The sequence below is a fragment of the Candidatus Abyssobacteria bacterium SURF_5 genome (genome assembly GCA_003598085.1).
Classification (GTDB): Bacteria; Abyssobacteria; SURF-5; order SURF-5; family SURF-5; genus SURF-5.
Map to the genome: position 1 here is coordinate 1 of QZKU01000047.1, position 25,213 is coordinate 25,213.

Consider the following 25,213-nt stretch of genomic DNA (forward strand, 5'->3'; position numbering starts at 1 on the left):
AGAAATCCATTGACATCTCTATAATGACAAAATGCAGACTCAAAAATGGCGGGGTTTAAACCGACCATCAGTGGCGGGGTTTAAAGCGACCGGTGACAAAGAAAGAGGAAAAAGAAAAGATATTAACCGCAGGATGAACGCTGATGGACGCAGACGTAGAGGCGCCTGTCGCTGACTTGCGCAGGCGGGAATCTGATCGAGAAGAAAAACGAACCGCGAATGGACGCGAATGCACGCGAATTATTACATCCAGTCAAAAGATTGGAACATGTTCGCCGGCAATACGGCACCCCAATATGTTCTCAATCTCAAAGGAGAAGATAAGAAACAGGAGTGGGATCAAGCTATAGCAAGAAACTTTTGAACGGGAGGGACAGAGAAAAGAATACTCGGAGACTACTGAATCAGGCGCGCCTTTCGCCAGTTTCCGTGAAAGAACGCCAAAGAATTTCCTTCTGGGATAATTTTTCTATTGACAAGGCCACAGGCGAGTGATAAATTCTTATGCGCGGGATTCACGTCCGTTTTATCTCTTGAGCTATCCAGTTCAATTGAGCAACATCAAGAAAGTTCCGAAAAATTCTTGGAGGAAAAAGATTATGGCTTCACGCCTCTTGTTGCGTATGCTGTTCCTCCTCATAGTTTCGTCTGTTGCACTTAAATGTACTGTAGCAAGTGCTTTTTCAGAAACACCAGTAAACAAGTGGTATCAGATTGGCCCTTGGGGAGGTAGTATTCTCTGCCTTGCCATTGATCCAGTAAATATATATGCGGGAACATTTTATGGTGTTTACAAGAGTATGGATGGGGGGGAGAACTGGTATCCTGCTAACGCGGGCTTGGAGGATATTAGGGTCATAAGCCTTGCGATTAACCCTATGAGTCCAAAGACGATATACGTTGCTAAGCCTGACGGATTATGGCAGTTGAATCAAGAAATTCTGCCCGAGACTTTTGCAGCGCCGATAGTCGAATGGGACAAGACATTTGGTGGAATTGAACCAGATGAGGGACAAGATGTAAAGCAGACGTCGGACGGTGGCTACATTATTGCAGGATGGACTACGTCATTTGGAGCTGGCTCGTCCGACATATGGCTGATAAAAACCGACGCCAGCGGAAATAGCATCTGGGAGAGGACCTTTGGCGGAGAATCATGGGATTACGCCCACAGTGTTCAACAAACTATTGACGGTGGGTACATTATCGTTGGAGAGTCTTACTCATGGAGCCCAGGAAATTGCGACATATGGCTAATTAGAACCGATTCCTCCGGAAATATTATTTGGAGTAAATTTTTTGGGGGATTACGAGATGATTATGGCGAAGATGTACAACAAACCGCCGACGGCGGTTACATAGTTACAGGCAGCACTTGGTCTTTTGGATCAGGCGATAGCGATGTATGGTTGATAAGGACGGACTCCTCAGGAAATAAGCTTTGGGACCAGACGTTTGGAGGACTGGAAAATGATGATGGATATGGCGTGCAGGAGACTAGCGGTGGCGATTTCATAATTGTCGGGGATACTCAGTCTTTTGGATATCAGGATGTGTGGTTGATTAAAACCGACGCTTCCGGAAATGAACTTTGGAATAATACTTTTGGGGGAACAATTGGTAGTGCGGCGGGTCGAAGTGTACAGCAATGCTCTGACGGTGGATATATAATATCTGGTTTTATGCTACCGTCCGGATCAGGTTACTGGGACGTTTGGTTAATAAAAACCGATGCTTATGGAAACAAGGTCTGGGATAAAAACTTCGGAGGCTCTGATCACGATCTTGGATTCAGTGTTCAGCAGACACCTGATGGCGGATATATAATTGGCGGATACTCTCTTTCTTTTGGAGCGGGCAGTTATGATGTCTGGCTCGTGAAGACTGATTCTTTCGGAGAAATGATTTGGAATAAGGCAATCGGGGGAGTAAGTTGGGATTACGGTATAAATGTTGAACAAACGCGCGACGGCGGCTTTATAGTAGTAGGATGTACTACTTCTTTTGGAGCAGGTGATTCTGATATATGGCTTATTAAATTAGCCCCACCTGTCTCTGTCGTCAGCAAATATTGGTCAACAGGGGATTATCAGTTACATTTAAAGCTGAAGATCTCTCGGACGGATATTGTCTCGGTGACACTGACCGGGCCGGCTTATCTTGATACGGCGACTGTTAATAAATTTGGGGACCCGTACAGCCAGGATGACCCGAAGCGGCTGTATAATGACGGATTGCACTGGGATGGCGAGGCGGATGATACCGAATGGGCGGTTTTGCTGAATCTGGATACCATTCCCGTTGTCGGCGACCAGATCACGTTCCACATTACCTACGCCGACCTTACCACCGAAACCCGCACAGAGTCAGTCGCCAGCGTTCTTACCGATGCGCCTGCTCTCGTCTCTCCTTCTGATGGGGCTGCTCTGGCGACGACTACCGCAACCTTCGAATGGATATGCTCTTCACAAACTGGATTGACTTATTCCTTGCGCATTAACGATGGGAATCAGGCGACAATTTACTACACTTCCGGCTTGCCGGATGGAACCACGTCTCATACTGTGCCCGAAGGCTATCTGGTCGACGGGCAGGCCTACCATTGGCTTGTCGAGGCCACCGATATCTATGGGAATCAGGCGCTCACAGCATGGCGATCATTTACCATAAGTGGGACGGGACTGAACTGTGAAATTGAACTTCGAGAGCAGGGGACTTCAAATCTCGTAGAATCCATCGATATTGGAGACTTTTTTGATATCTACGTTGGAGATTCGACCGGCGAAATCGTAACTGTGCGCTTCCTGAGCGACGACTATCAAAATGATGCTGTCGATGATCCCGCTGGGTGGACCGAGAACAGTTGGGACCTGAGCACAAGCGATTGGAACCATGAGACAAAGATAAAATCGTGGTCCTTCAATACGCCAGGTGAGAAAGAAATCTGGGTGGAGGTGGAAGATGTATACGGGCAGTTCTCCAGGAATCGCGCTCCCATTTTCGCTTCGCCCGGAACGTACATGCCGCTCGACTGCATGATCGAACTTCGCGCGCAGGGGACGCATACTGCGGTAGAGACAGTCGAAATCCGAGAAATCTTCGACATATACGTTGGTGATTCATTCGGCCAGATAGCGCAGGCGCGGTTCCTGAGCGATGAACTTCAGAATGGTGTGGTGGATGATCCGGCAGGCTGGACAGAACCTTTCTCCTGGACGGAATCCTCCGGCGGATGGAATCATCTCGCAAAAAAGATGGCATGGTCGTTTGCGACGGAGGGCCCGAAAGAGATCTGGGTCGAGCTGACTGATATCTACGGAGAGACCGCAAGCTCCTGCAAACCGATCTATACGGGAAATTTTCCGGTGGTCATTATTCCGGGCACTATGGGCACGTATCTCTATAATGATGAAAACAATAATGGTTATCCGGATTTTAGCCCAGAGTGGAAAGATGATGAACTGATTTGGCTGGATGAACAGTTAATACTAAGCGTTGAAGACCTCTTTTTAAAAGCGCTTCAGCTGAGAGATGATGGAGGCGACTATAGGAATCCCTGTGGACCGGATGACCATTCCGGATGTTTTCGAATCGACACGTGCGGCATTTTCGATAATAACGACGACGAACGCCTGAACTTTTACGGCCCTCTCATGATTAAATTGACCGGCAATGGATATTCGGAGCAGACTAACCTTTTTACCCTGCCCTACGACTGGAGGAAACGAATCGAGGGAACAGCCGGCGCCGCTGAAAAGCTAAGGGATCTGGTTTCGACGGAATTGGGAGAAAATGCAAGAATAGATATAGTAGCTCACAGCATGGGTGGGCTCGTCGCGAGGGAATTTGCGAGAAAGAATCCAGGGCAGGTGCGGAAACTGATCTTTCTGGGAACGCCACAAAATGGCGCTCCAGCGGCTTATCGTACGTTTCTTGATGGAAGCCTTGCGCATGCGGGGATACTGGATTTGCTAACATGGAACGCAACTATCGAATCCCTTGTCTGTAATTGGCCAGGATCGCATGAATTGTTGCCGAACAAAAGATATCGGGTGAAGCGTTGGGATACCTGGCATAATACGTTTCTTTTCACCCTGAATGAGCCAGTCGAGTTGGAAGTTATTTATGGGCCACATAATCCTGATGTCGAAGATCTTCCCGGTCGGCTGCATGTTCCAAACCCGTATCTGAACTCGCAGGCCATGCAGTTTCATGATTCTTTCAATTTTACAGAAGGCGGGAGCGAAAATTATCTCATCATGGGGAATTTTGACAAAGGAACAATAGGAGGATATGTCTACGTTCCCTTGGCAAGTCCCTTTGTACTATCCGGCCCGGGTGATAAGACTGTCCCTCTCCAAAGCGCATTAGGGATGCCGGCCGGGTATTACAACGATACCTTTATAGAAGACGGGGTGGAGCATGGCGATTATGCCAAGAACGACGCGGTCAATAATACGATTCTGAGCCTCCTGCAGAGCGACGGAACGCGTCTGTCGGATCGCGAGTTGGCGGATATCGGGATTCGAAGATACACGGGAGAGGAAAAGGAGACGTACATCAGGATATTCGTGACTGCGCCCGGAAATCTGAAAATTTCGAATTCTGTTGGAGAGGTCGCTATGAAGCTGGGCCGCGAAGAGATCGAGGAGATACCCGGCAGCTCATTTTACGCGTTTCCAGGAACTCAAACAGCTTATTTGACGCAACCGGATGATTATCAGATAGAAATAACTTCCGATCAGGTCGGTGAATTCTCTCTATTCATTGAAGCCGTCCGCGAGGACGTACAGGTAGCGGCAGGCGCTTTCCATAATGTCTCGATTACTCCCGAATCCATATGTTCCCTGCACATGAACATGGACGGCTTCCTTTCCAATTTGAATATGGATGATGAGGCAGATGGTATTGACAAGGTAATCTCGCCGGGCGCCCTCCCCGATTTCTGGTGAGGATAATTTTCCGGGGTTGACGAAATAATTCCTTCCCGCTATGATACAGGCTCATGAGACGGCGGGAATTCATACGAGCGGTTTCCAAAGCGGCGGCCGCATCGGCATTTCTTGGCGTTGGGCCGTGTCTTTCGTGCGGCGGCGGCAATGAATCCGCTGCGGGCGATCGCCCGAACATCGTGCTCCTCGTCGCCGACAATCTCGGCTGGAAGGACCTTGGCTGTTACGACAATCCTGATGTAAAAACTCCGAATCTTGACCGGCTTGCCCGCGAAGGCATCCGGTTCACGAACGCCTTCATAACCGCCTCGAGCTGTTCCCCAAGCCGCGCAAGCATCATCACCGGCCAATATCCGCACACCAACGGCGTAAACGGCCTCACCCACATCCATCGGCGCATGATGCTTTCTCCCTTTGTGAACACGCTCCCAAAGGTTCTTTCAAGAGCGGGCTACAACACGGCAATCGAGGGCAAGTGGCACGTGGCGCCGTATCTGCCGACAAGCTGGTACGGATACCGCGAGCGCCTGAGTGGAATCCTGCCAAAGGATTTCCTCATCACGTCGCCGGAGAAGGCGACCGAATTCATCGAACGAAACAGAAACGGTTCCTTCTACCTCGAACTCAACTACATGGACACGCATCGCGACAGCCGCGGCGAATTTTCGCCCGTGGAAAGTTTTGATTATGACCCCGACACGATCGCGATACCGGAATACTACGCCCTGCCCGACTGGCCGGAGATACGGGCGGAAGTGGCGCAATACTACAGCCGCCTCTCCCGGATGGACGCGATGATCGGCGCAGTCCTGACAAAACTCGAAGAGGTCGGGCTTGCGGAGAAGACGCTTGTTTGCTTTGTCAGCGACAACGGCGCTCAGTTTCCCGGAGGCATCATGAGCCTGTACGACCGCGGCATCGGTACGCCGCTGGTCATGCGCTGGCCGGGTAAGATTCCCGCCGGTTCGGTGGATGACAGTCTTGTCAGCACGATCGACCTTATGCCGACATTGCTCGAAGCCGCGGGCGCCGTCATCCCAAAGAATTCCCAGGGAAAATCCTTTCTTCCACTGGCCAAACAAGAAAGCGCCGAAGGCCCGATCGAAGCCGTTTTTGCGGAGATGACATATCACGTCGATTATCTTCCCATGCGTGCAGTCCGCACGGGGAAGTGGAAATACATCCGCAACTATTCCGACGACGCCATCGGGCTCGACCAACTGGCTCACAAGCCATGGGCCCGCCGGCTGTGCGAGGAGCGGAATCCCGACTGGCTTGGGCCGCGCCCGCCTGAAGAGCTGTACGATTTGGAAGCGGACCCGAACGAGCAATGCAATTTGGCCGCAGACCCAACGTATGCTGAAACTTTAGGGGCGATGCGGACTCTCCTCGACAGCCGCATGCGCGAAACGAACGACCCCTACTTCGGGCGCGAGTTCGAACGCAACTATTCGGGACGTGAATCCGGGCGATCGAGGGAAGAGCCGTATTTTTAGGCGGGGACGAAAGAATCTTTTGGCCTTCGCCCTGTTATCTTCTTTAGAAATTGCCCATCCCCAGCGGTGAGACCGGCCGAATGAATTCGGCGCTACCAAAAGGGGTTTTGCAGCGCAACCAATATGTAGGGCCTGACCGTTTTTTCCCTTCACGGAGCAATACTGAATTCTATCTGATGAAGTGAAGAATAGCCTGTTCCGTTCATGAGCTTGTGAAATTCCAGATCAAGTTCGCACCAGCTCCCGGGCTTAAGGAAGCCGTCTGGAACGACATAATATGTAGCGGTCGGCGGCAGATAACCGGAATCAAGATCAACTTCGGATTCTATCTCCAGATAAATGCCGTCGATGCCGGCGGGCGGACTGTTCCAGGTGACGATAAAAGACGGTGAAGGCATAACCTGTCCATTGGTGGGACTGGTTATTGTTGGAAGCGCCGGCATGAAGGAATAATTTACCTCAAAAGGATGCCTGACTGTGAGGGCGCCTTGCGCGATCATCAGTTCATACAAACCATTCGGAATCAGATTCGTGAAAACGGACCATTCCTCATCTCGTACCAATTCCATTTCATCAAAGCCGGCTAAGTTCTGAAGAATTGTAATTGGCTTCGGTAGGCTCGCATGTTTCAGCGCAATAGCTGTAATTCCCTCTCCTTCGACTTCAATGCAGATGTCGCCTTCATAGACAGCAGATGAGCCGGTTTTTTCCTTAAAAATTTCTACTATACTCTCAATTTCCTGCGAAAATGCCGGCGCCGCGAACGTAATCGCCGCCACAACCACCGCCACCATGATCAGTCTCTTGCCCATACCTCCTCCTTTGTCAATGCTAACCCAGTTGTACCGCAGCGAGAATCGCCGCCTGCATTGAAGCCGAACGGTAAACGGTTTCGATTAAACCTGTTTTCACATGTGAAAGGAATCATATTTCCTATCGGTTAATTTGTCAAGCCGAAAAGAGCCAGGGGGACAGGGCTTACACACGTCTAATTTGGCGATTTGGGAGCTTGTGGTCGAATCTTGATTCTGCTGCAAAAGTCCATTCTTTGATAAGTTCTGCCGTGGCAAATGCGAATTTGCTCGCACATTCAAGACCGGCCGAATGAATTCGGCCCTACCAACAGGGGTTTTGCAGCGCAATCTACTCTCGAGTTTTGACACGATGTGTCATAGGACGTTGGTTGATCCTATACGATAGTCCATCAAGACTGTCCAGCAAGGCGCGCGAGATGCCAGGATTCACAGCATCAGCGGCTTGATGCCGCCACATGGATTAGCCGGTTTGTCCGGGGTCTGCGAGCATGACGCAAACCGACAAAACCTCCATCGCCTGTTCGATCTCTTCAACTGTTGGAAAACTGGGCGCTATCCGGATGCTTGAGTTATTGGGTTGATAAAGTCTGGTCTTTTTATCATACTTATAAGGCGCCGGCGCCTGCAGATGGTTCGCCCGTTACAAGCCGTTGGCTCTGCAGATTGTCGAGTCCTCGCATACAGAAGCCTCGCAGGTAATATAATGGACGAGATAACGAAAAAAATTCAGGCATATCTCGATATGAAGCGGCAGGATGCGCCGGTGCTTCGCGGACGCGATTTCCGGATAACTCCTCTGGCGCAGGGCGAGTACAACTTGAATTACCTGCTTGCCTCAGAATCCATAAAGCTGGTGTTTCGGATCAATATCGGCACGCAAATCAACAGGGCCGACCAGGTCTTGTACGAGTACAGGGCTCTGGAACTCCTGAAAGATTCAGGCGTCACTCCCCTCCCATATTTCGTCGACGATTCGCGCGAATTTTTCGAGACGGGAATTCTCATGGAAGAATACATCGAGGGCGAGCCGCTGGATTACCTGCGAGATTTCACTTCGGCGGCCCGTCTGTTTGCCGCAATTCAACAGGTGGAGGTGCCGGAAGAAAATAATCACCTCATTCGGGAGGACGCGCCTTTGACCCTTATCTACAATGAGTGCAGCGGACTTCTCCAGAAATACTTTGACTCGGACCTTGCGGACGCTAAGATTCGAGATTATCTCAACGATGTGCTCGCATGGGCGAATGAGGCGCGGGCGCGTGAAAGGTATTATAAGGAGGACCCATGCCTGTGCATTGTGAATACGGAAGTCAACTCCGGAAACTTCATCGTGAATCGAGCGCGGAATTCCATTCATCTGGTGGACTGGGAGATGCCGCGCTGGGGAGACCCCTCTCAAGACCTCTCGCATTTTTGTTCGCCATTGACAACGTTATGGAAAACGTCCTATCGCATGACCGAGCGCGACAAACTGGATTTCCTCAAGGAGTACTCGACTGCCGTGTCCGACGCGCATCTCCGCGACACGCTTGCCGAGCGGGTTCGCCTGCGTGATCCGTTCGTGTATCTGCGCGGCATATCCTGGTCGGCGATGGCGTACGTGGCCTATCAAACGGATTATAACGGCCTCAGGAATCCCGACACATGGGCGACGCTCCAGCGGTACATGGACATAGCCTTCATCCGGTCGCTCTTCGATCCGTTTCTGAATCTCCGGGTCTGACGACATCCTGGATTCCTGCCCCGGATCGGGGTCCGGGGCATGCTTTAACGCTCGCAGGAATGACGAAAAGAAGGGACTTCGTTCGGGTGATTCGGCACTGATTCGATTCATTTGTGATAGTAAGGTTTTGTTTTGGCTGCGGCTGGAAGTGACGACGGAGGCGCCACAGCGGCCTTCAAAACCCATGCAAGTTTCACGCAACCAGCGCCTTACTAGGAAAGGCAATGGAGCGGGTCAGCAAGAAACTGGATTTGTCAAAAGCGGAGGGCTGACATCTTCTTCCCGAAACGCGTCGGATCGTTCACTCATGTTGTGTCTGTTTTCGGGACCAGAGATGAAACGGTCTCGTCGATAACTGACAGAAGCTCCTTATGTGTCTCAAGCTTTAGTTGCCGGATCATGTCTCTGTCCTTCTTCAGGGGCTTTGCGAACGCGAGAGCTTCCTTCATCAGCTCGGGAAGAGGGCATGCTTTCATGATGATGTGGTGTTCTTGAGCCTCTTGAGCGGTGATCCTTTTCCCCGTGTACGCCATTTCCTCGAATTTGTAAAGGGGGAGGGCCCGCTTCGAGACAGCGGTGATGACCGGGCCGAGGGCAATACCAATATCGACCTCGTTCAGACACATCCATCCTCTGTCAGCGCGCATGAATCGAAAATCATGGATGAAAGACAATACGGCGCCGCCGGCAAACGCGTGGCCACTGATCGCGGCGACTGTGATCATCGGATACGTCGGTAGGTGTCTGAGGAAACCATAGAACTCCACCAGGAATTTGTCGAGCGCCTGCGGGCCATCTTGTTCGACTGCGGGCCTCAGCCAGTCTAAATCTATTCCATTCGACCATATTTTTTCATGGGCCGATTTCACCACGAGAACCCTTGCGTCCGTGTCGCGCTCTATCGTAGCCAGTATCTCCAGGAAATCGTTGAAGAAAGAAAAGTTGAAGCGGTTCTCTCCGCTGTTCATGGTCAGGATGGCTACATGCTCATCCATCTCATATTCAAATTTTGCCATTGCTCACTCTCCCGTCTCGAATTCGCCGCCCCGCAAAGAAAGACGTTGCCATCACCACAACCCTCTCCCGAAGCGTCCCGAAGGGGCAAGGCGAAAATGTAACTGCTATTCGAGCACGCTTATCTTCATTCGTTCCACAAGGTCCATATCGATGTCGTAGCCGAGGCCGGGATTCTCAGGAGCATGGGCAAAGCCGTCCTTGTCGATCCGGATGTTCTCGACCAGGCCGTACCACCATGCCTCGTGCGGCAACAAGACCTCCATGTACGTCGTGTTCTTGATCGCCATCTGGACGTGAAGATTCGCAACGTCATTGATCGCGTTCGATCCGTGATGGATTTCGATCTTCAAATCGAATGCCTCGGCGAGATGCGCGATCTTCATTAATGTTGTGATACCGCCTTTGAGCATCACGTCCCCACGCAGCATGTCGGTCGCGCGGTTCATTATCCAGGGAGCATACATATCGAGCCAGCCGGGCGGAAACTCGGTCGCCATAACCGGAATATCGAGCTTTTCGACAAGCTTCTGATAGTTGTAAATGTCGGAATACGGCATCGGGTCTTCATACCAGAGAAAGCCAAGCTCTTCGATGGCGCGCCCCACTCTTATCGCCTCACCGATGCTGTAGCTCGCGCGCGAGTCCAGCATCAGCGTGAAATCAGCACCAACCGCTTTTCGGACCGCCTGACACGCGGCGATGTCTTCTCGCCATCGTCCGTTCGGATGCAGCTTGTATCCATGATAGCCGGCGGCCTTCACGGCGAGCGCCTGCTCTACGTAACCCTCGACCGTCGGGTGCTGCTCGGAGCTGGCATAGACGGGAATCCTGTCGCGGAACGTGCCAAGGAGACGATGAATGGGAAGACGGGCGATCTTGCCGGCAATATCCCAGAGCGCTATGTCGACGGCGCAGATGGTGTTCGGCCCCGCCTGCTCGCGTCTCACGTAGAGCGTCTGGTAGAGGCGCTCGCGATCGAGCGGATCTTGCCCCAGCAGAATCGGCTTGAGAAAACTCACGACGCGCTGGGCATCAAGGCTTGCGGGGTGGAGCGACAGGCCGAGAAGGCTGTATCCGTTCAGGCCCTCGTCGGTCTCGATCTTGACGAGCCCCAGGTTGCTGTTCGTCGTCGTTATCCTGGCCTGCGCGTCATAACTTTTCAGCGGAATGTTTTTCCATGCGAACAGCGTCACTGTCAGATTCGTGATCTTCATTCTTGCCGCCTCCGTTTTGGTTTTCTCTTATGCCGGTAACCGGCGGTATGCTGCTCTTACAGAATAAGCGTCAAGGCTAATAAAAACTGTGGGTAAGCCACTCGTGCTTCTGCCAGTATTTCCTGAAGAAGGGGGTCTTCAGGCCGCATTTGATTATCGCGCTTGCGGTTCGCAGCCCGGCGAGAGCCGTACAGCGGTTGCCAGGATACAGGAAGTTCACCACGCACCGCCTGCAAATGGAGAACCTTTCCTTAAGTATGCGCTCGCGGAATCGCTCCGCCTTCTCGTTGGTCCAGATTTCCAGCAGGCTGTTTTGGGTGACGTTGCCGATCACGTAATCGCCGATATCAGCGCAGAAATTCACGTCGCCGTCGGGCATCACGTTCACGAGAAACCACGGCGCATAACATCTGTCGTAGCTCACGAGCAGGCTCGGTTCGTCGAACCAGTTCCCGAGCGCCTCATCATCGAGATACGGCATGAGATTGAAATTGATCTTGTCGTGATCCAGCAGCGACCGAATATTTCCGGCCAAAAGCCGGGCATCGATCTTTCTCTGCTCTTTGCGAAATCCTTTCCCCGCACGCGATGCCACGTCGAAATCTCTCTTCAGGCTCTCCTCGTAATCCTTCTCCATGGCCTCGCTGTAGAAGAAGCAGAGGGTGAGCATCACGTCTCTCACTCCGAGCTCCGCCGCGACATGCGCCATTTCCGGAATGGCTTCGTAATTGTCGGGACTCACCACGAAGTTCAGCGATATCGGCTGAACCCTGTGTATCCTCAATTCCTTCTGTGCGGCCTGTACTGCTGCGATTCCCTCGCGGGCCGCGTCAAATGTGCCCGGAACCCCTCGAATCAAATCATGCACCTCGCGCGGGCCATCGATGGATACATTAATGTGATCGACGTATTTCGCGACCTCATGGGCGTATCTCTTCAGTTGAGTCCCATTCGTATCCATCGACAAAAACAAATTGCTCTCGCTGATATGCCGCATCACATCGGCTATTCCCGGATACAGGAGCGGCTCGCCGCCCCGGAGCAGAATGATCGGCCGGAAACACCTGACGTCGTCTATGAATTGCTTCCATGCCTCGACGGACAGGTTCTTGCGATGCATGTTCAGCCCCGGCGAATTGAGATACCCGTATGTGCCCCGCTGACCGCACATCCTGCATTTCAGATTGCATGTGTTCGTGATCTCGATCCAGATATGGTACGGAAGGAACGCTCGTTTATCCCTCTGCTCGAACAGCTTGAATCGGTGTTGCGGGCAGGCATCAAGCATGTTGTCCATGATATACGTTCGCTCCCGCAGTTTGCAGCGAGCAAGGACATCGCCGTTCTTCATCACCTTTCCTTTGCGGCAATGAATGCATTCGAGGCAATCGTGCGAAATCCTGATTCTCTTCAACTTGGCATCGTGCTCGCCCACTATCTTCCTCCTCCGAAATTATTCGCCATTATAGCAAATCTCGAGATCGCGCGGCTGGAACCGCCTTCACGCGATTGCACGCCTTGCAGAATTGCCTGTTCCTCGGATATCATTACGCACGAGCGGCGCATGCGACATCCACCGGTCAAACCGCCGAATAAACCGAAAACCGAAAGGAGCTGTCAATATGTTCATCACCGACCTCTGCAAAATGCTCGGAATCAAACACCCGATCATTCAAGCGGGAATGGGACCGTTCGGCACCAACAAGCTCTCCATTGCGGCGGCAAATGCCGGCGTGCTCGGGCTGATCAGTTCAAGCGGCATCGATACCAGAGACACCCAGCCGGAAATCTATCGCCATTTCGTCACGACCGGCGGCGCGACCCTCGAAGATGACAAGAAGACCGCGCTCAAAAAGATTTTCCGGCAGACCCTCGAAGGCACCCGCAAGACAAAAGGCATTTTCGGAGTCAACGTGATGGTTTCGGCCGAATTGAAGGAACGGGCCGAAGAGATCATTAACGCTGCGATCGAGGCGCGCGAAGAGGACCCGGAAATGAAAGAGCGCTTCCGCGTCATGTTCACCTCGGCCGGCGATCCTCTGCCGTGGACCGAAAAGGTCAAGAACGCCGGCTTCAAGTGGCTTCACGTGATTCCCTCAGTCAAAGGCGCGCTCAGATGCAAAAAAGCGGGCGTGGATATCATTGTCGCTTCCGGTCACGAGGGCGGCTTTCACACCGCGTGGGAACCCGTTCATTCGATGGTCCTTTTGCCGGCCGTTGTCGACGCGCTCGCGGGCTCCGGAATTCCCGTTGTCGGCGCCGGCGGATTCTGCGACGGCAAGACTCTTGCGGCGGCGCTTTCGTTGGGAGCGGCGGGCGTCCAAATGGGAACGCGTTTTCTGGCCACCAAAGAAAGCGATTTCGCCGAATTGTGGAAAAACAGTGTTGTCAAAGCAGGTGACCGCGGAACCCTGATCGCGAGAGGATTCGTCGGGCCGGCGCGATGGATAAAGACGCCGGTGACCGAAAAACATGCTGAAAACTCGCTCAAGATGTCTCCCGGTGTCTTTCTCGGCAAGCCGGACGATTACACCACAATTCCCTATGAATTAATCATAAACGAAATAGCGGGGATCAACGCTGCATATTCCGGCGATGAGAGCAAGGCAATGATGGCCGCCGGCGAATGTGCTCAGCGCATTGACAACCTGCCGCTCGTTGAAGAACTCGTAGATCGTATCGTGCAGGACGCCGCCGAAATTGTCCGGAATCTTCCGAAGCGCGTTCTCGCTTAGACTTGATATCGCTTCCGAAACATTGAATTCGGACTATCGGCTTCACGCGTTGAATGAATTTATCGATAGAAGCACGGCAGGCCATGCCCGAAAACGTGTGTGTCGTGGAAAGGCATAATCACCCACTTCCTTGAGTACAAACGGTCCGTAAGAGCGACATCATGTGGTCGCCCGCAATGTAATCACAGCAGATCGCAGAATCGATTGCAGGAGACAGTGGGTTGGAACGACCGGAAGGATTTAAAAATGAAATGCCTGCGGAATTTTGCCGTTCCTCTTAAAATATTTGCCGCCTCACTCTGTCTGCTGGTCGTGATTGCTCAATCCTCTTTTGGCGAGGAGAGCGAGGTAAAGCAAAGCAAGACCTTCTTCAAGGCCGACCTGCAATGGAAGCTGTATCAGCTCACCGACAAGTTCGACAAATATTTCAAGCTTCCCTGCATGAGGATCGAGAATGGCACACCGGACCGATACGACAGGATCGAGGTCGAGAAAAACGTTCCGATCCCGATGCGCGACGGCGTGAGGCTCTCTGCCAACATCTACCGGCCGAAAGGGCCGAAGGCCGAGAGCAAGTTCCCGGTGATCCTGACAAGGCTCCCATACGGCAAGGACGAGTATTATTGCTGGATGCCCGCCATCGGCAAGTTCTGGGCTAAGAAGGGATATGTTTTCGTCGCTCAGGATGTCCGCGGAAAATTCTGTTCTGAAGGCGAATTCGATCCTCTCATCAATGAGGCCGACGACGGATACGACACGCTTGACTGGATTGCGGCTCAACCCTGGTGCGACGGCAACATCGGCATGGAAGGAGAATCGTACTACGGCTACACGACATGGGCCGGGGCGGTCACCGGGCATCCGAATCTGAAGTGTGTCTCGCCGATGAACACCGCCATGGATTTCCATGATCTGATGTTTCAGAACGGCGCGCTCACGCTCCAGACACTGGGGCTTTATCCGATCTGGCTGCAGGGGAAAGCGTACCAGAATTTCTTCCGGCTCGACCGAATGCATCTCCCGCTCATCACGATGGATGACGCAGCCGGCATCCCCACTCCTCGATACGACACGATCCTCCGGCACCCGCTCCGCGATGAGGTCACGGAAAGCTATAATCTCCGTACGAGGCGCGAGCGCGTGGAGATACCCATACTTGTGGTAGCAGGCTGGTACGATGTTTTTCTCAAGGCGGCCATTGATGACTGGCTTATGCAAAGACAAAAGAACATGGAGACCGGCGCGAAAGAAAAGCAATGGATACTCATCGCCCCGATCGACCACGAGTGGACGCCGACGTTGACAAACCGGATTGGCCGCCTCGATATCGGCGACAAATGTGCGAATACAACATGGGAAGTTAGACAGGCCTTTTACGACAAATATCTGAAGGGAATCGATAACGGCTTTGAGAAAACATCTCCAGTCCATATCTTCGTCATCGGCGACAACGATTGGCGCGATGAGAACGAGTGGCCCCTGGCGAGAACACAATGTACCGATTACTACCTTCACAGCGCCGGGAGCGCGAACACGCTGGACGGAGACGGTATGCTCAATCCGGACGCTCCCCTCGATGAGCCGTTTGATACATACGTGTACGATCCTCAGGACCCGGTGAAAATCCACTATGACATCGACCTCTGGGCGCTCGCCGCTGAGATGAAGGATAGGCGCGCCGCGGAAGAGAGAGAGGACGTTCTTGTTTATACGAGCGCCCCGCTCGAGAATGAGATGGAGATTACTGGACCGATTTCGGTTACGCTTTATGCGGCATCATCGGCTGTGGATACGGACTTTACCGCCGCTCTGGTGGATGTTTTCCCGGACGGCTACCTGCATTTGATCCAGGAAGGCATCCAGCGGGCAAGCGTGCGCGAGTCAGCCACCGCGCCAACACCTCTCGAGCCCGAGAAGATATATGAGTACAAAATCGATCTTTGGGCGACGAGCTACGTTCTTAAGGCCGGCCACAAGATACGCGTCGAGATATCCAGCAGTAATTTCGACCGGTTCGACCGCAATCTGAACACCGGCGCCGAATTCGCAATGAGTTCGGAAACGGAACGAGCGACACAAAGGATTTACCACAGCCAGGAACACCCGTCGCACATCACCTTGCCCGTTATTCCAAGATAAGGAATCAAGAAGATAGGGCCCAATTTCTTGCGCGATGCATCGCACCCCGCAACACACCCCTCTTTAATGGTTGGCAGTAAGCCAAACGATTAACAGCTCGTTCTTTCATTCAACAAAATGAAGGCGCGCTGAAAAAAAACGGCGCGCCTCCAACGTATCAGATTCACAGTGAATCAGAAGCCCTTATTTAGAGCCGGGCATTACTGTTTGTTCCCTCTCTTACCGCCACCAGGCTCTCCCGCGGGTGAGTTCGTCTTGCACCCCGATGTCCGGGCTCGGACGAAACCGCTGAACGTCCTCTTCTCCGTAATACTCGCGCTGTTCCTCTTCAGCGCTCGGACGCGGAGCTACCCGGCCCTCCTCGCCGAAATAGGCATTGACCTCATCACTCCATCCAGGCCCCAACGTCTCACTGCGCCACATGGGCGCGTTCTGGATATCACTGGCCGACAATGTTAAGAGGACATTGGTGCGAGTGACGTTGTCGACGAACTGCCACGGAATCATCATGTACCGTTCGGCAATGTCAAAAACTCCTCCTCTGGATAACTGAAGCATAACCTTGCCGTCCGAAGAGAGCACCAGATTCTCCACTTCTCCAAGAACCGCGCCGTCACTGCTGAGGATGGCCTTCCCTATCATCGTATCCGCATAATAATGGCGGACCGGCTGATTTGAAGGACCCGCTTCCTGCTGCTGGGCAACGATAATGGCCGGCAATAAAACGAGGACGCTGACGGCAAAGGCCGCCACAATCAGAATACTTGACTTCTTCATGACACTCTCCTTCTCTTTGCTGCAAACCTTTATTACCCACTACAGCCTTTTTGTAATTATGTCACTTTCAAAAGGTACAATAAAGAGGAGAGCAATCATGAATTTTATCATCTCTGGTTGAAGCGACGGCCCAGCATCGCGCCGGCGATGTTTATCCGCTGCATTTGGACGGTCCCGCCGGCCACCGGCCACCCGCGGCTGTCCCTCAGCATTCGCTCGATCGGGTATTCCTTCGAGTAGCCGTACCCGCCGAATACCTGCAGCGCCATATCTGTCACCTCTTTCGCCATCTCGTTGGCGAAACACTTGGCGACGGATGATTCAAATATCGAGGGCAGCCCCATCCCCGCATTCACCGCCGCCCGGTAAATCAGCAGTCTGGCCGCCTCGACCTTCATCGCCATATCCGCCAGAAGGAACTGAACGGCCTGGAATTCACATATCTGCTTGCCGAAAGCCGTCCGCTCCTGTGCGTATTTCTTCGCCGCTTCCAGCGCGCCCCACGCGATTCCGAGCGACTGCGTCGCATTTCCGCAGCGCTCCACGTCAAACGCCTGCATCAACATCGCGAACCCGCCCCCGGGAATTACCAGGTTCTCTTTCGGCACAATGCAATCTTCAAAAATCAAATCGCAGCTCGGGATGCCGCGAAGTCCCATAAATTCTTCCTGTTTGCCGAAGCTGAAACCCGGCGCCCCCTTCTCGATCACCAATCCGCCGATGCCCTTGTGCCCCTTCTTCTCGCTGAGCCGGACGTACACCATGTACCATTCTGAATGACCTCCGCCGGAGATAAACCGCTTTCGACCATTTACGACATAATGATCTCCCTCAAGCACGGCCCGCGTCGTCAGATCGGTCAGCGCCGAGCCGGCGCCCGGCTCCGTCATGCCGACCGCCATGAATTTTTCTCCTTTGCAGCACGGAGGGATGAATCGCTCTTTCTGTTCTTCCGTGCCGAATTGCTCGACGACGCGAATTGGTCCGAAACTTGTCTCAAAGACCGGACCGGACGCGACGCAACTCACCCGCGCCAACTCCTCCATCGCCAGGATGGCGTCAAACGCCGTCAGCCCGCCGCCTCCGTATTTCTCGGGAAGCGTGATACCCAGCAGGCCGCGGTCCGCATATTCCTTTATAAGCGTCAAGTCCCTGACAAAACCTTCTCGCTCCCACGTATCGACCAGCGGAGCAAGCCGCTCGTCCGCAAAATCATGCACCATCTTCTTGAAAATTATCTGCTCCTCACTCAGTTGGAAATCCATTCTCGCCTCCCTTTGCGCTCACTGTTTATCTGGGCTTGCCGTTTCCCTGAATTGCTCGACCAGTTTGCTTTTCATTATTTTTCCGCCCGGATTCCTCGGCAGATCCGGCACGAGGAAAACCTTTCGCGGCATCTTGTAATCGGCAAGATGGCCGGCGCAAAATTCCCGTATCTCGTCCACGCCGATCGTTTCGACGTCCGGTCGAAGGATGACCGCGCATGCCACCGCACTGCCCATGACAGGGTCGGGCAGTCCGAAAACCGCCACGTCGAGAATTTTCGGGTGGAGATGCAGAACGTTCTCCACCTCGACCGGATATACGTTCTCGCCGCCCCGATTGATCATCTCGCGCGTCCGCCCCACGATAAAAAGGAATCCGTCTTCATCCCGATACGCCATGTCGCCGGTGTGGAACCAGCCGTCGCGATACACCCTCGCCGTCTCCTCCGGCAACTTGTAATACCCCTTCGAAACAAGCGCGCCCCGCACCGCCAGTTCACCCACCGCATTCGGCCCCAATTCTTTCCCGTCAAGAAGATCAACGATCCTGACTTCCGAACACAAATTCGGTTGGCCTACCGACGTGGGATGAACTTCGCTGAAACGGTCATGGAGCGTGCTGATGACCGAGGCTTCCGTCAAGCCATATCCGTTCAGGCAGATCACGCCGGGAAAACTCTCCCTGATCTGCTTCAACAGGTCCGGCGGCATTGGCGCCCCGCCATACGTGATAATTCTGACGCTGTCGAGTTTGGCGTCGCGAACAGGCGTCTTGTTGAGAAGCAGCCAGTACATGGTCGGCGTTCCCGCCAGCACATTCACTCGCTCGCGGCTTAACAGTTCGACCACCTCCCACGGATTGAAGGAGGGAACGAGGATACAACTCCGGCCCAGAATCAAGGCCGACATTAATTGCTCCTGCAACGCCAACACGTGGAACAGGGGAGCAACCATCAACATCGTCTGCGCGCCGGATTCCTCCAAGCCGGAATATTGAGAGGTTATATGCATCGCCTTGAGAGCGCTGGTGATGATGTTCCGGTGAGTGATCATTACGCCTTTCGGCGTGCCCGCGGTCCCGGAAGTGAAGAGAACCAGAGCTGTGTCGTCTTCCGCTATTCCGTCCTGCGAATGCGCACCATCCCGTTTCGGAAGCTCATCCTGCCAATTGTCCCCGAGCACGATTTGGCGAAAAGCCAAAGAGGCGGAATCGATCTCCTGCAGTTTCGGCGATAACAGCGGAGATGTGAGCAAAATCTTCAGGTCCGAAAATCGCAACTGCCGTTCCAGTTCGGCGGGCGCCAAACGAGTATTGAAAACAACCGAAGTCGCCCCCAGCTTCTGGATCGCCCAGAAAGAAATAACGAAGCGGAGGGAATTCTCCATCAGGATTCCGACGTGGTCGCCTTTTGCCGCCCCAACCTTTTCGAGGCGCGCAGCCATGCAGGCCGCCAATTCCGCCGTTTGCCGAAAGGTGAGGCGGGTCTGGCCCTCGATCAGAAAAATCTCGTTCTCGAAGGTAGCGGCGCATCTTGAAAACATTTCCCAAATAGTGCGGAAACGGTTTTTGAATGTTTGGATCGGATGCCCTGCGACCTCGACTGTTTCGACGGAAAAATCTTCGATTATCATATCTGCGCGCCTTTCCAAATTTTCTCAAACGTGCCCCGCTCGCGCCTCAATTGGATCGGGTGAACTTTCAATGCTACACCCCCAGCAGACGAGGCGGATTTTCGACCAGCATCGTTCTGATCTCGCCCCGGCTAATGCCTTCCGTCATCAGAGCCTCGATGAAAGTCCGCATTCCTGCTACCGGATGCGGAAAAACCGACTGGCCCAGGTCGGTCACGAGAACACAACTTTCGGCGCCGATCGCCTTGATGCTCCCGGCCATTCTCTTGCCGCCGCCCTCCTGCGATAACAACATCGCGAGATAACATTTCTCCAGAACCGCGCCCTTTCTCGCCAGATCCACTTGTTGTTCAAGGGTCAACCCCACAAAAAACATGTCGGCGTGGGTGATCAGGATTTTCTCGACGCCTGCAGCCAGCGCGGCATCCGTCAAAACAAGAATTTCGCGGGCTGAAAGATGACCCGTTCCCAATATGGCTTTGTTCTCCGCAATCTTTCGCAGAATCGGTCCAATCTCCGGCTTCAATCGACCGGCTTCATCGAGAACGCTCAGGCCGGCCAGCGCCGCTTCGGCTGCTGTGTCACTGTGCCCCCCGTAGTGGGAAAGGTGATTCTGAGAATCAAAAGTGGGGAACCACACGAATTTGCCGCCCATCCTCAGCGCCGCATCTACGGCAGCCGCATTGAATCCGCCCACCGAGTGGTTTAAAACGACTCCGCCGCAGGCAGTAACCCCTTCCATTCTTGCGTTCACCAGTGCGGCGCGTCCGGCGGTCGGGCATTCATGCGCCTTTATCACCACCGCCCGCATGCCGGCTTCCTTCGCCTCGGCAGCCAGCCCGAAATCGTCCAGCGCCCGATCATACAGGCTCGGCCCGCTGTGAGTATGCAGATCAATCCCGCCTCTAAGCAGATTGTCGGTTGTCATTTGCTTCTCCAGAAAATTGGGGACAGAGAATCTCCCCCTAATTTAGGCGGTCCTATCCTTCAATAGCCTTTCCGCCGCCGACTGCGTCATGAATAATCCGCAGTGACAGCAGCCTTGCTCCTTGATTTGCGCGCGATGCTCCGCGCACGGACATACCGTCTTCTCAGCTTCCTGTGACATCTTAAGCAAATCATCCGTTACCACGTGGCACGAGCAAAAGGGGCGCCCATACCGCTCGAGATTGCGCGCCAAGCCGGCGAGAGTCGCCTCTTTGATGGACTCAATCGGATTCAGAAAATAGCCGGCTGCGCGGGCATGCTCTACCGCCATCTCTCGCACCTGAGCCAACGCCTTTGTATTCGGTTCGGCCACTTCATACTCCCTTGGGACGAATCGCCCGCGTCACCGAATAGGTGATCCCGAACGTGGGAATCCACATCGAGTGTTTGCCGGGACCGCCGGCAACTATCACATTGATTGCGCCGGCCATCTGTGCCACCCGCAAGGTTCCGTCGGGTTCGACAAAGTCTTCTCTTCCGGCCTGTATATGGCTCAACTGTTCGGCCGACATCTTTCGCGTCGATACTCGCGCGTGCTCAAAGATATATTCCTGGACATCTTTCTTGGAGAAGCCTCCCGCCGCTATTGTCGCGGCGTGCTCGGGCCCGAGGACCACGAACAGATCGCCCACTCTGTACAGATTGTTATTGCCCGCGCTGCCAATCGCGCCGCAAATTGTGGTGAGAACCGCTTCCGCGGTCGTGCTGCCGTGGTCGTTGATGTTATGCGGCGGTTCCGCAGCCACGACGGTGACTGTGCTCGCAGTTCGATCGAATCCCCGCTCGACATGCAGCGGCTCCCACGGGCTTTCCTCCTCGTTTTCGGCCATGCAGTAACTGTACTTGCCCGGATGCCCCATCGTAGCTTTGTCCAGTTCTCCCGGAATCCCGCCACCGACGTTTTGCATTGCGAGCCGGACCGCCCTGCCAATAACGGCATTCGCGCGACTCCCCTGCCCAAAACAGTTGCCCTTGCTGTTAATTCCCAGCTCGCGAGCGAGGGGACCATTCACGATGATCAGCGGACTGCAGGGATGTGTCGTCGTCTGTATGCCGTACAGGTTGAACTGGTCCTCCATCATCGCCTCGACCGCGGCCAGCACCACCGGAAAATACGACGGCAGACAACCGGCCATCACGGTATTTGTGGCGATCTTCTCAACAGTTGCGGCGGCATAAACGGGCGGAAATTCGCCAAGCACCTCTTCCGGCTCCCTGCCGGCGGCAAGAAGCATTGCCTCCACTCGCTCGCGCGTCGGCGGTATCACTGGAAGACCATCGGTCCAGCCTTTGCCGTAAAAGAATTCCTGCTGTGCGTCTGCGTCACCGCTGATACTGAACTGTCGGGGTAAATCCGAGGCGGTTGCATCGGCATTCCGCGCCTCATGTCGGGTTACGTATTCGGTAATATTCTGAAAAGCCTTGCCCGCCAGCATTGTCACGTCCGATTCGCTTCGCCCGCCGAGCGGATGCGGTATGACCGCAAGCGGAATGTCGGGCATCCCGAGCGCTCTCGCCTCGGCCGCCGCCAGTGGACGGAACTGGTCGGTCACGAGGGAAATGGTCGGGATGCCTTTCTTCTCGAAAGAGACGGAGTCGTGGATACTCCACGACGTGCACGACCCTCAGTCGCCGACGCCGCAGATCACCAGATCGGCCGCATCGGCCGCCTCCTGAAGGTATTCTTCAGGAGCCGCGAATGCAGCGTTCTCCTTTCCTTTCCTCACGGTCTTCGTGGCGGGGTACTTTGCGGCGAACATCTTCACCAGATTGTCAAACAGGAGATTCACGTTGGGCTTTGCATTGCCAAAAAACACAACGGTCTTTCCCGCCAGATTCTTTTGGCGGCCCGCCAGCGTCTGTTTCTCCGCCGTTACTTCCCCAACGGGATTCAGCACTTCCACTTTCATAACCCAATTCCCTTTCAAAAATAGGGACAGAGCCTATTTTTTTGTTATAATTCCTTGCATACCAGTATGTTAAGAAAGCCCATCGGTTGTGCCTATCTCCGTAGGGTAAAAACTTTGAATATTAATCCATCATAAAATTTCGGCTCTGTCTGCCCTCTTTTACTTTTCCTTGAGAGCTGTTTTGCGTATTTTCCAGAGGCAGTCACTGGCATCTCGTCAAGCAGGGCAAGAACGCGTCTTGCGGAGTGTGAAGATCGTCCTTTTTCCCCCTTTATCTCAGTTATTCGCGCCGACATGCTGATTGATGACGCCGACAATCTCGCCGATATCCGTGCCCGATGTGAAAACGCCGGTGACGCCCATCTCCTTGAGCACCGGAATATCGGCCTCGGGAATGACTCCGCCGACCAGAATGATGACGTCCTCGATGCCTTCTTCCTTAAGCTTGTTTATGACGCGCCTGGTCAGCGGTACGTGCGCTCCGGAGAGAATGGACAGGCCGATGACCTTGACGTCCTCCTGGATCGCGGTGCTCACGATCTTTTCCGGTGTCTGCCGGATGCCAAGGTAGATCACCTCGAAACCGGCGTCGCGCAGGCCATACGCAATCACCTTCGAGCCGCGGTCGTGCCCGTCAAGTCCTATCTTTGATATGAGAACTCTGACCTTATTCTCCATCGTCGTCTCCTTCAATCAAATATGGGATCACATTCGACCAATCTCACCGGAATCTTCAGAGCCCGTTCAATATCCAGATAAACCCGCCCTGTCAGGTCTCTCCCCCATCGGCTGAGATGGAACGGGGATGTGGGAATGACAACGAGGCCGGGCCGTATCCTCTCTTCTTTAACAAACGTCTCGGCCGCTCGGATGAAATCCTCGACCACCATCAGGTCGCCCATAAAAATGTTTCCCCCAAAGAAATCGTTTTTGGGGATGCGGATATGCAGCTTCACGCCGGAGAAGCTGCCGTTGTGCGCCAAGAGCCGCTCCAAAGCGGGGCGCACAAGCTTTGAGGTCAGCAGCAGCACCTCCCTCGCCCCGTGACTGACGATTACATCTTTAACCTTCGCTACCCATTCATGGGGAATGCCTGAAGACGCAAACACGATTCCCAGGTGTGTCGCTGTCCTCGGCGTGTAAGGATACTCGTAATCCTGCAAGCCGACCGTCACATCAAGCAGATTTCCGTTCCGCTCAATCAAAACAGCAGTCTCCTTGAGGTCGCTTTGATGGACAGTCGTCAAGAGCGACCGCACCTGCGGGCGCGTGCTCACGGGAAGACCGTTCACCCGGACGATACGGTCGCCGCGACGGATGCCCGCCCGGCAGGCGGGAGAATTTTTCATCACACCGTGCACGAGCGGATCATTCGGCGCCGCGGGATCATCGAATTCCTCGAACAATCCCGGACGAATCACCAGCGGGCAGTCGACCATGTTCCTCAGTTCTCCTGCCTCGGCTCTGAGTTCGGTCCACACCTCATCAAGAGGAAACGCTGCTTTCTCATGTAAGGAGCGCGCGCAGCCGGGCAGGCTGATCTGGATGAGAGTGGGATCAAATGACGCCGCGAAAGCAACCGTTTCCCGCAAGTCCTCCAACATCTCTTTCCGCGACGGGAATGGCCACGGCACGATTACGACGGAGAACGGAATCTTTCCGGCTTTCAGACGTGCGAGCGACCCAATTGCTACCTGGGGCGAAGGATCATTCATCAGCCAACTTCGCCTCTCCGTCGACGACGAGTTAAGTGATACATCCAATAAAACCGGCTTGACTTCCGCCAGGATTCCCACCATGGCCGGCGTCAACGCCGCGCCGTTGGTCGGGATGCGGAAAACCTCTGTGGTTTTGGCACGCAGTTGCCGCAATATACCCTCAATCCTGGGATGAGCAAGCATTTCCTTCGGGCTGCCCATGTTCGGAAATATGTTTAATTTGCCGTTCGGCGCGTAGTGCTTGATGCGAGCCTCCACGTGCCGGTACTCAACTTCAGGATCGGCCGGCTTCAATGACAGGGCGGGAGGCGCATCGCTGTTATAGCAAAACCGGCAATGCAGGTTGCACCGGGACGCCGCATGAGCCAGGATATCATTGGCGCCGCCGCCGGGTGTAAGCCACTGGGGCGGATGCTTCAGCCGAAAACCATCAACGTCCACCGGCTTTCCGCCCGACTCCAGTTGCACCACCTCCATCAGCGATTCCAGCATCCTCTTGATGTACCCGATGCGAGGCTCGTACAATTCCAAAGGATCAGAGGCACAGCCGTTCCTGTCCGCGTGAACCCGATCGACACGTTGCACGATCTGCCGCTCGCTCAGAAGCTTGTATCCGTCAACGCTCAGCTCGCGGCCTCCCCCCGTCGGGATCAGTAAATCGAGCAGCTCGCTCAAGTGTCGGCCCAGGAGATCGCTCGGACTGCACAAATGATTGCCCGAAGGATTCAGGGAAAACCTGAGGATGTCGTCGTCTTTGGTCATAAAAAATGGTTTGATGTCCAACGTATCCGACATGTCCGACCAGTCGGACGCGTCCATGAGTCCGTTCGCCC

General features: G+C 53.9%; 19 protein-coding genes. 5 read left to right on the forward strand and 14 right to left on the reverse strand.

The genetic code is table 11. The features are described 5' to 3' along the window. The first annotated feature begins 599 nt into the window (after window positions 1-599). Both C4520_06420 and C4520_06425 read left to right on the forward strand, forming a co-directional pair. Window positions 600-4,952 (forward strand): hypothetical protein, encoded by a 4,353-nt coding sequence (locus tag C4520_06420; protein RJP23279.1) that lies wholly within the window; start codon window positions 600-602, stop codon window positions 4,950-4,952. A gap of 53 nt (window positions 4,953-5,005) precedes the next feature. Further along, window positions 5,006-6,448 (forward strand): hypothetical protein, encoded by a 1,443-nt coding sequence (locus C4520_06425; GenBank protein RJP23280.1) that lies wholly within the window; start codon window positions 5,006-5,008, stop codon window positions 6,446-6,448. A gap of 149 nt (window positions 6,449-6,597) precedes the next feature. Here C4520_06425 and C4520_06430 read toward each other — a convergent pair whose 3' ends face one another. Further along, window positions 6,598-7,260, reverse strand: coding sequence for a hypothetical protein (locus tag C4520_06430; GenBank protein ID RJP23281.1), 663 nt, complete (start codon window positions 7,258-7,260; stop codon window positions 6,598-6,600). A gap of 463 nt (window positions 7,261-7,723) precedes the next feature. Next, window positions 7,724-7,891, reverse strand: coding sequence for a hypothetical protein (locus C4520_06435; GenBank protein RJP23314.1), 168 nt, complete (start codon window positions 7,889-7,891; stop codon window positions 7,724-7,726). On the opposite strand from C4520_06435, the gene C4520_06440 reads away from it, so the two are divergent. Next, on the forward strand, window positions 7,892-8,986 hold the full coding sequence (locus tag C4520_06440; GenBank protein ID RJP23282.1) for an aminoglycoside phosphotransferase family protein: 1,095 nt from the start codon (window positions 7,892-7,894) through the stop codon (window positions 8,984-8,986). A 305-nt stretch (window positions 8,987-9,291) separates the two neighbouring features. Here C4520_06440 and C4520_06445 read toward each other — a convergent pair whose 3' ends face one another. The 3 genes from C4520_06445 to C4520_06455 all read right to left on the reverse strand — a co-directional run bounded on the left by C4520_06445 (window position 9,292) and on the right by C4520_06455 (window position 12,652). Continuing rightward, complete coding sequence (locus C4520_06445) at window positions 9,292-10,002, reverse strand: enoyl-CoA hydratase/isomerase family protein (GenBank protein RJP23283.1); 711 nt, start codon at window positions 10,000-10,002, stop codon at window positions 9,292-9,294. A 105-nt stretch (window positions 10,003-10,107) separates the two neighbouring features. Beyond that, on the reverse strand, window positions 10,108-11,217 hold the full coding sequence (locus tag C4520_06450) for a mandelate racemase (GenBank protein ID RJP23284.1): 1,110 nt from the start codon (window positions 11,215-11,217) through the stop codon (window positions 10,108-10,110). 76 nt (window positions 11,218-11,293) lie between these two features. Beyond that, window positions 11,294-12,652, reverse strand: a complete 1,359-nt coding sequence (locus C4520_06455; protein ID RJP23285.1) for a radical SAM protein — start codon at window positions 12,650-12,652, stop codon at window positions 11,294-11,296. Window positions 12,653-12,839: 187 nt separating this feature from the next. Between C4520_06455 and C4520_06460 the strand changes: the two genes are divergently transcribed. Together C4520_06460 and C4520_06465 are read left to right on the forward strand one after the other, a co-directional pair. Further along, complete coding sequence (locus C4520_06460) at window positions 12,840-13,952, forward strand: nitronate monooxygenase (GenBank protein RJP23286.1); 1,113 nt, start codon at window positions 12,840-12,842, stop codon at window positions 13,950-13,952. 246 nt (window positions 13,953-14,198) lie between these two features. Beyond that, on the forward strand, window positions 14,199-16,091 hold the full coding sequence (locus tag C4520_06465; protein ID RJP23287.1) for a CocE/NonD family hydrolase: 1,893 nt from the start codon (window positions 14,199-14,201) through the stop codon (window positions 16,089-16,091). A gap of 219 nt (window positions 16,092-16,310) precedes the next feature. Here the strand turns inward: C4520_06465 and C4520_06470 are convergent, their stop codons facing one another. The 9 genes from C4520_06470 to C4520_06510 all read right to left on the reverse strand — a co-directional run bounded on the left by C4520_06470 (window position 16,311) and on the right by C4520_06510 (window position 25,199). Next, window positions 16,311-16,868, reverse strand: a complete 558-nt coding sequence (locus tag C4520_06470) for a PRC-barrel domain containing protein (GenBank protein RJP23288.1) — start codon at window positions 16,866-16,868, stop codon at window positions 16,311-16,313. 107 nt (window positions 16,869-16,975) lie between these two features. Further along, a complete protein-coding gene (locus C4520_06475; GenBank protein ID RJP23289.1) occupies window positions 16,976-18,133 on the reverse strand; it encodes an acyl-CoA dehydrogenase in 1,158 nt (385 codons plus the stop codon). A gap of 18 nt (window positions 18,134-18,151) precedes the next feature. Further along, complete coding sequence (locus tag C4520_06480) at window positions 18,152-19,765, reverse strand: long-chain fatty acid--CoA ligase (GenBank protein RJP23290.1); 1,614 nt, start codon at window positions 19,763-19,765, stop codon at window positions 18,152-18,154. Between the two features lie 73 nt (window positions 19,766-19,838). Then, window positions 19,839-20,693, reverse strand: coding sequence for a hypothetical protein (locus C4520_06485; GenBank protein RJP23291.1), 855 nt, complete (start codon window positions 20,691-20,693; stop codon window positions 19,839-19,841). 42 nt (window positions 20,694-20,735) lie between these two features. Then, window positions 20,736-21,065 (reverse strand): ferredoxin:thioredoxin reductase, encoded by a 330-nt coding sequence (locus C4520_06490; GenBank protein RJP23292.1) that lies wholly within the window; start codon window positions 21,063-21,065, stop codon window positions 20,736-20,738. A gap of 1 nt (window position 21,066) precedes the next feature. Then, complete coding sequence (locus C4520_06495) at window positions 21,067-22,086, reverse strand: hypothetical protein (protein RJP23315.1); 1,020 nt, start codon at window positions 22,084-22,086, stop codon at window positions 21,067-21,069. Between the two features lie 291 nt (window positions 22,087-22,377). After that, entirely contained in the window at window positions 22,378-22,662 is a 285-nt protein-coding gene (locus C4520_06500; protein ID RJP23293.1) for a hypothetical protein, read from the reverse strand. A 276-nt stretch (window positions 22,663-22,938) separates the two neighbouring features. Then, window positions 22,939-23,340: a cobalamin B12-binding domain-containing protein gene (locus tag C4520_06505; protein ID RJP23294.1), complete on the reverse strand. Its 402-nt coding sequence runs from the start codon at window positions 23,338-23,340 to the stop codon at window positions 22,939-22,941. An 11-nt stretch (window positions 23,341-23,351) separates the two neighbouring features. Continuing rightward, window positions 23,352-25,199 (reverse strand): radical SAM protein, encoded by a 1,848-nt coding sequence (locus C4520_06510; protein ID RJP23295.1) that lies wholly within the window; start codon window positions 25,197-25,199, stop codon window positions 23,352-23,354. Window positions 25,200-25,213: the final 14 nt, after the last annotated feature.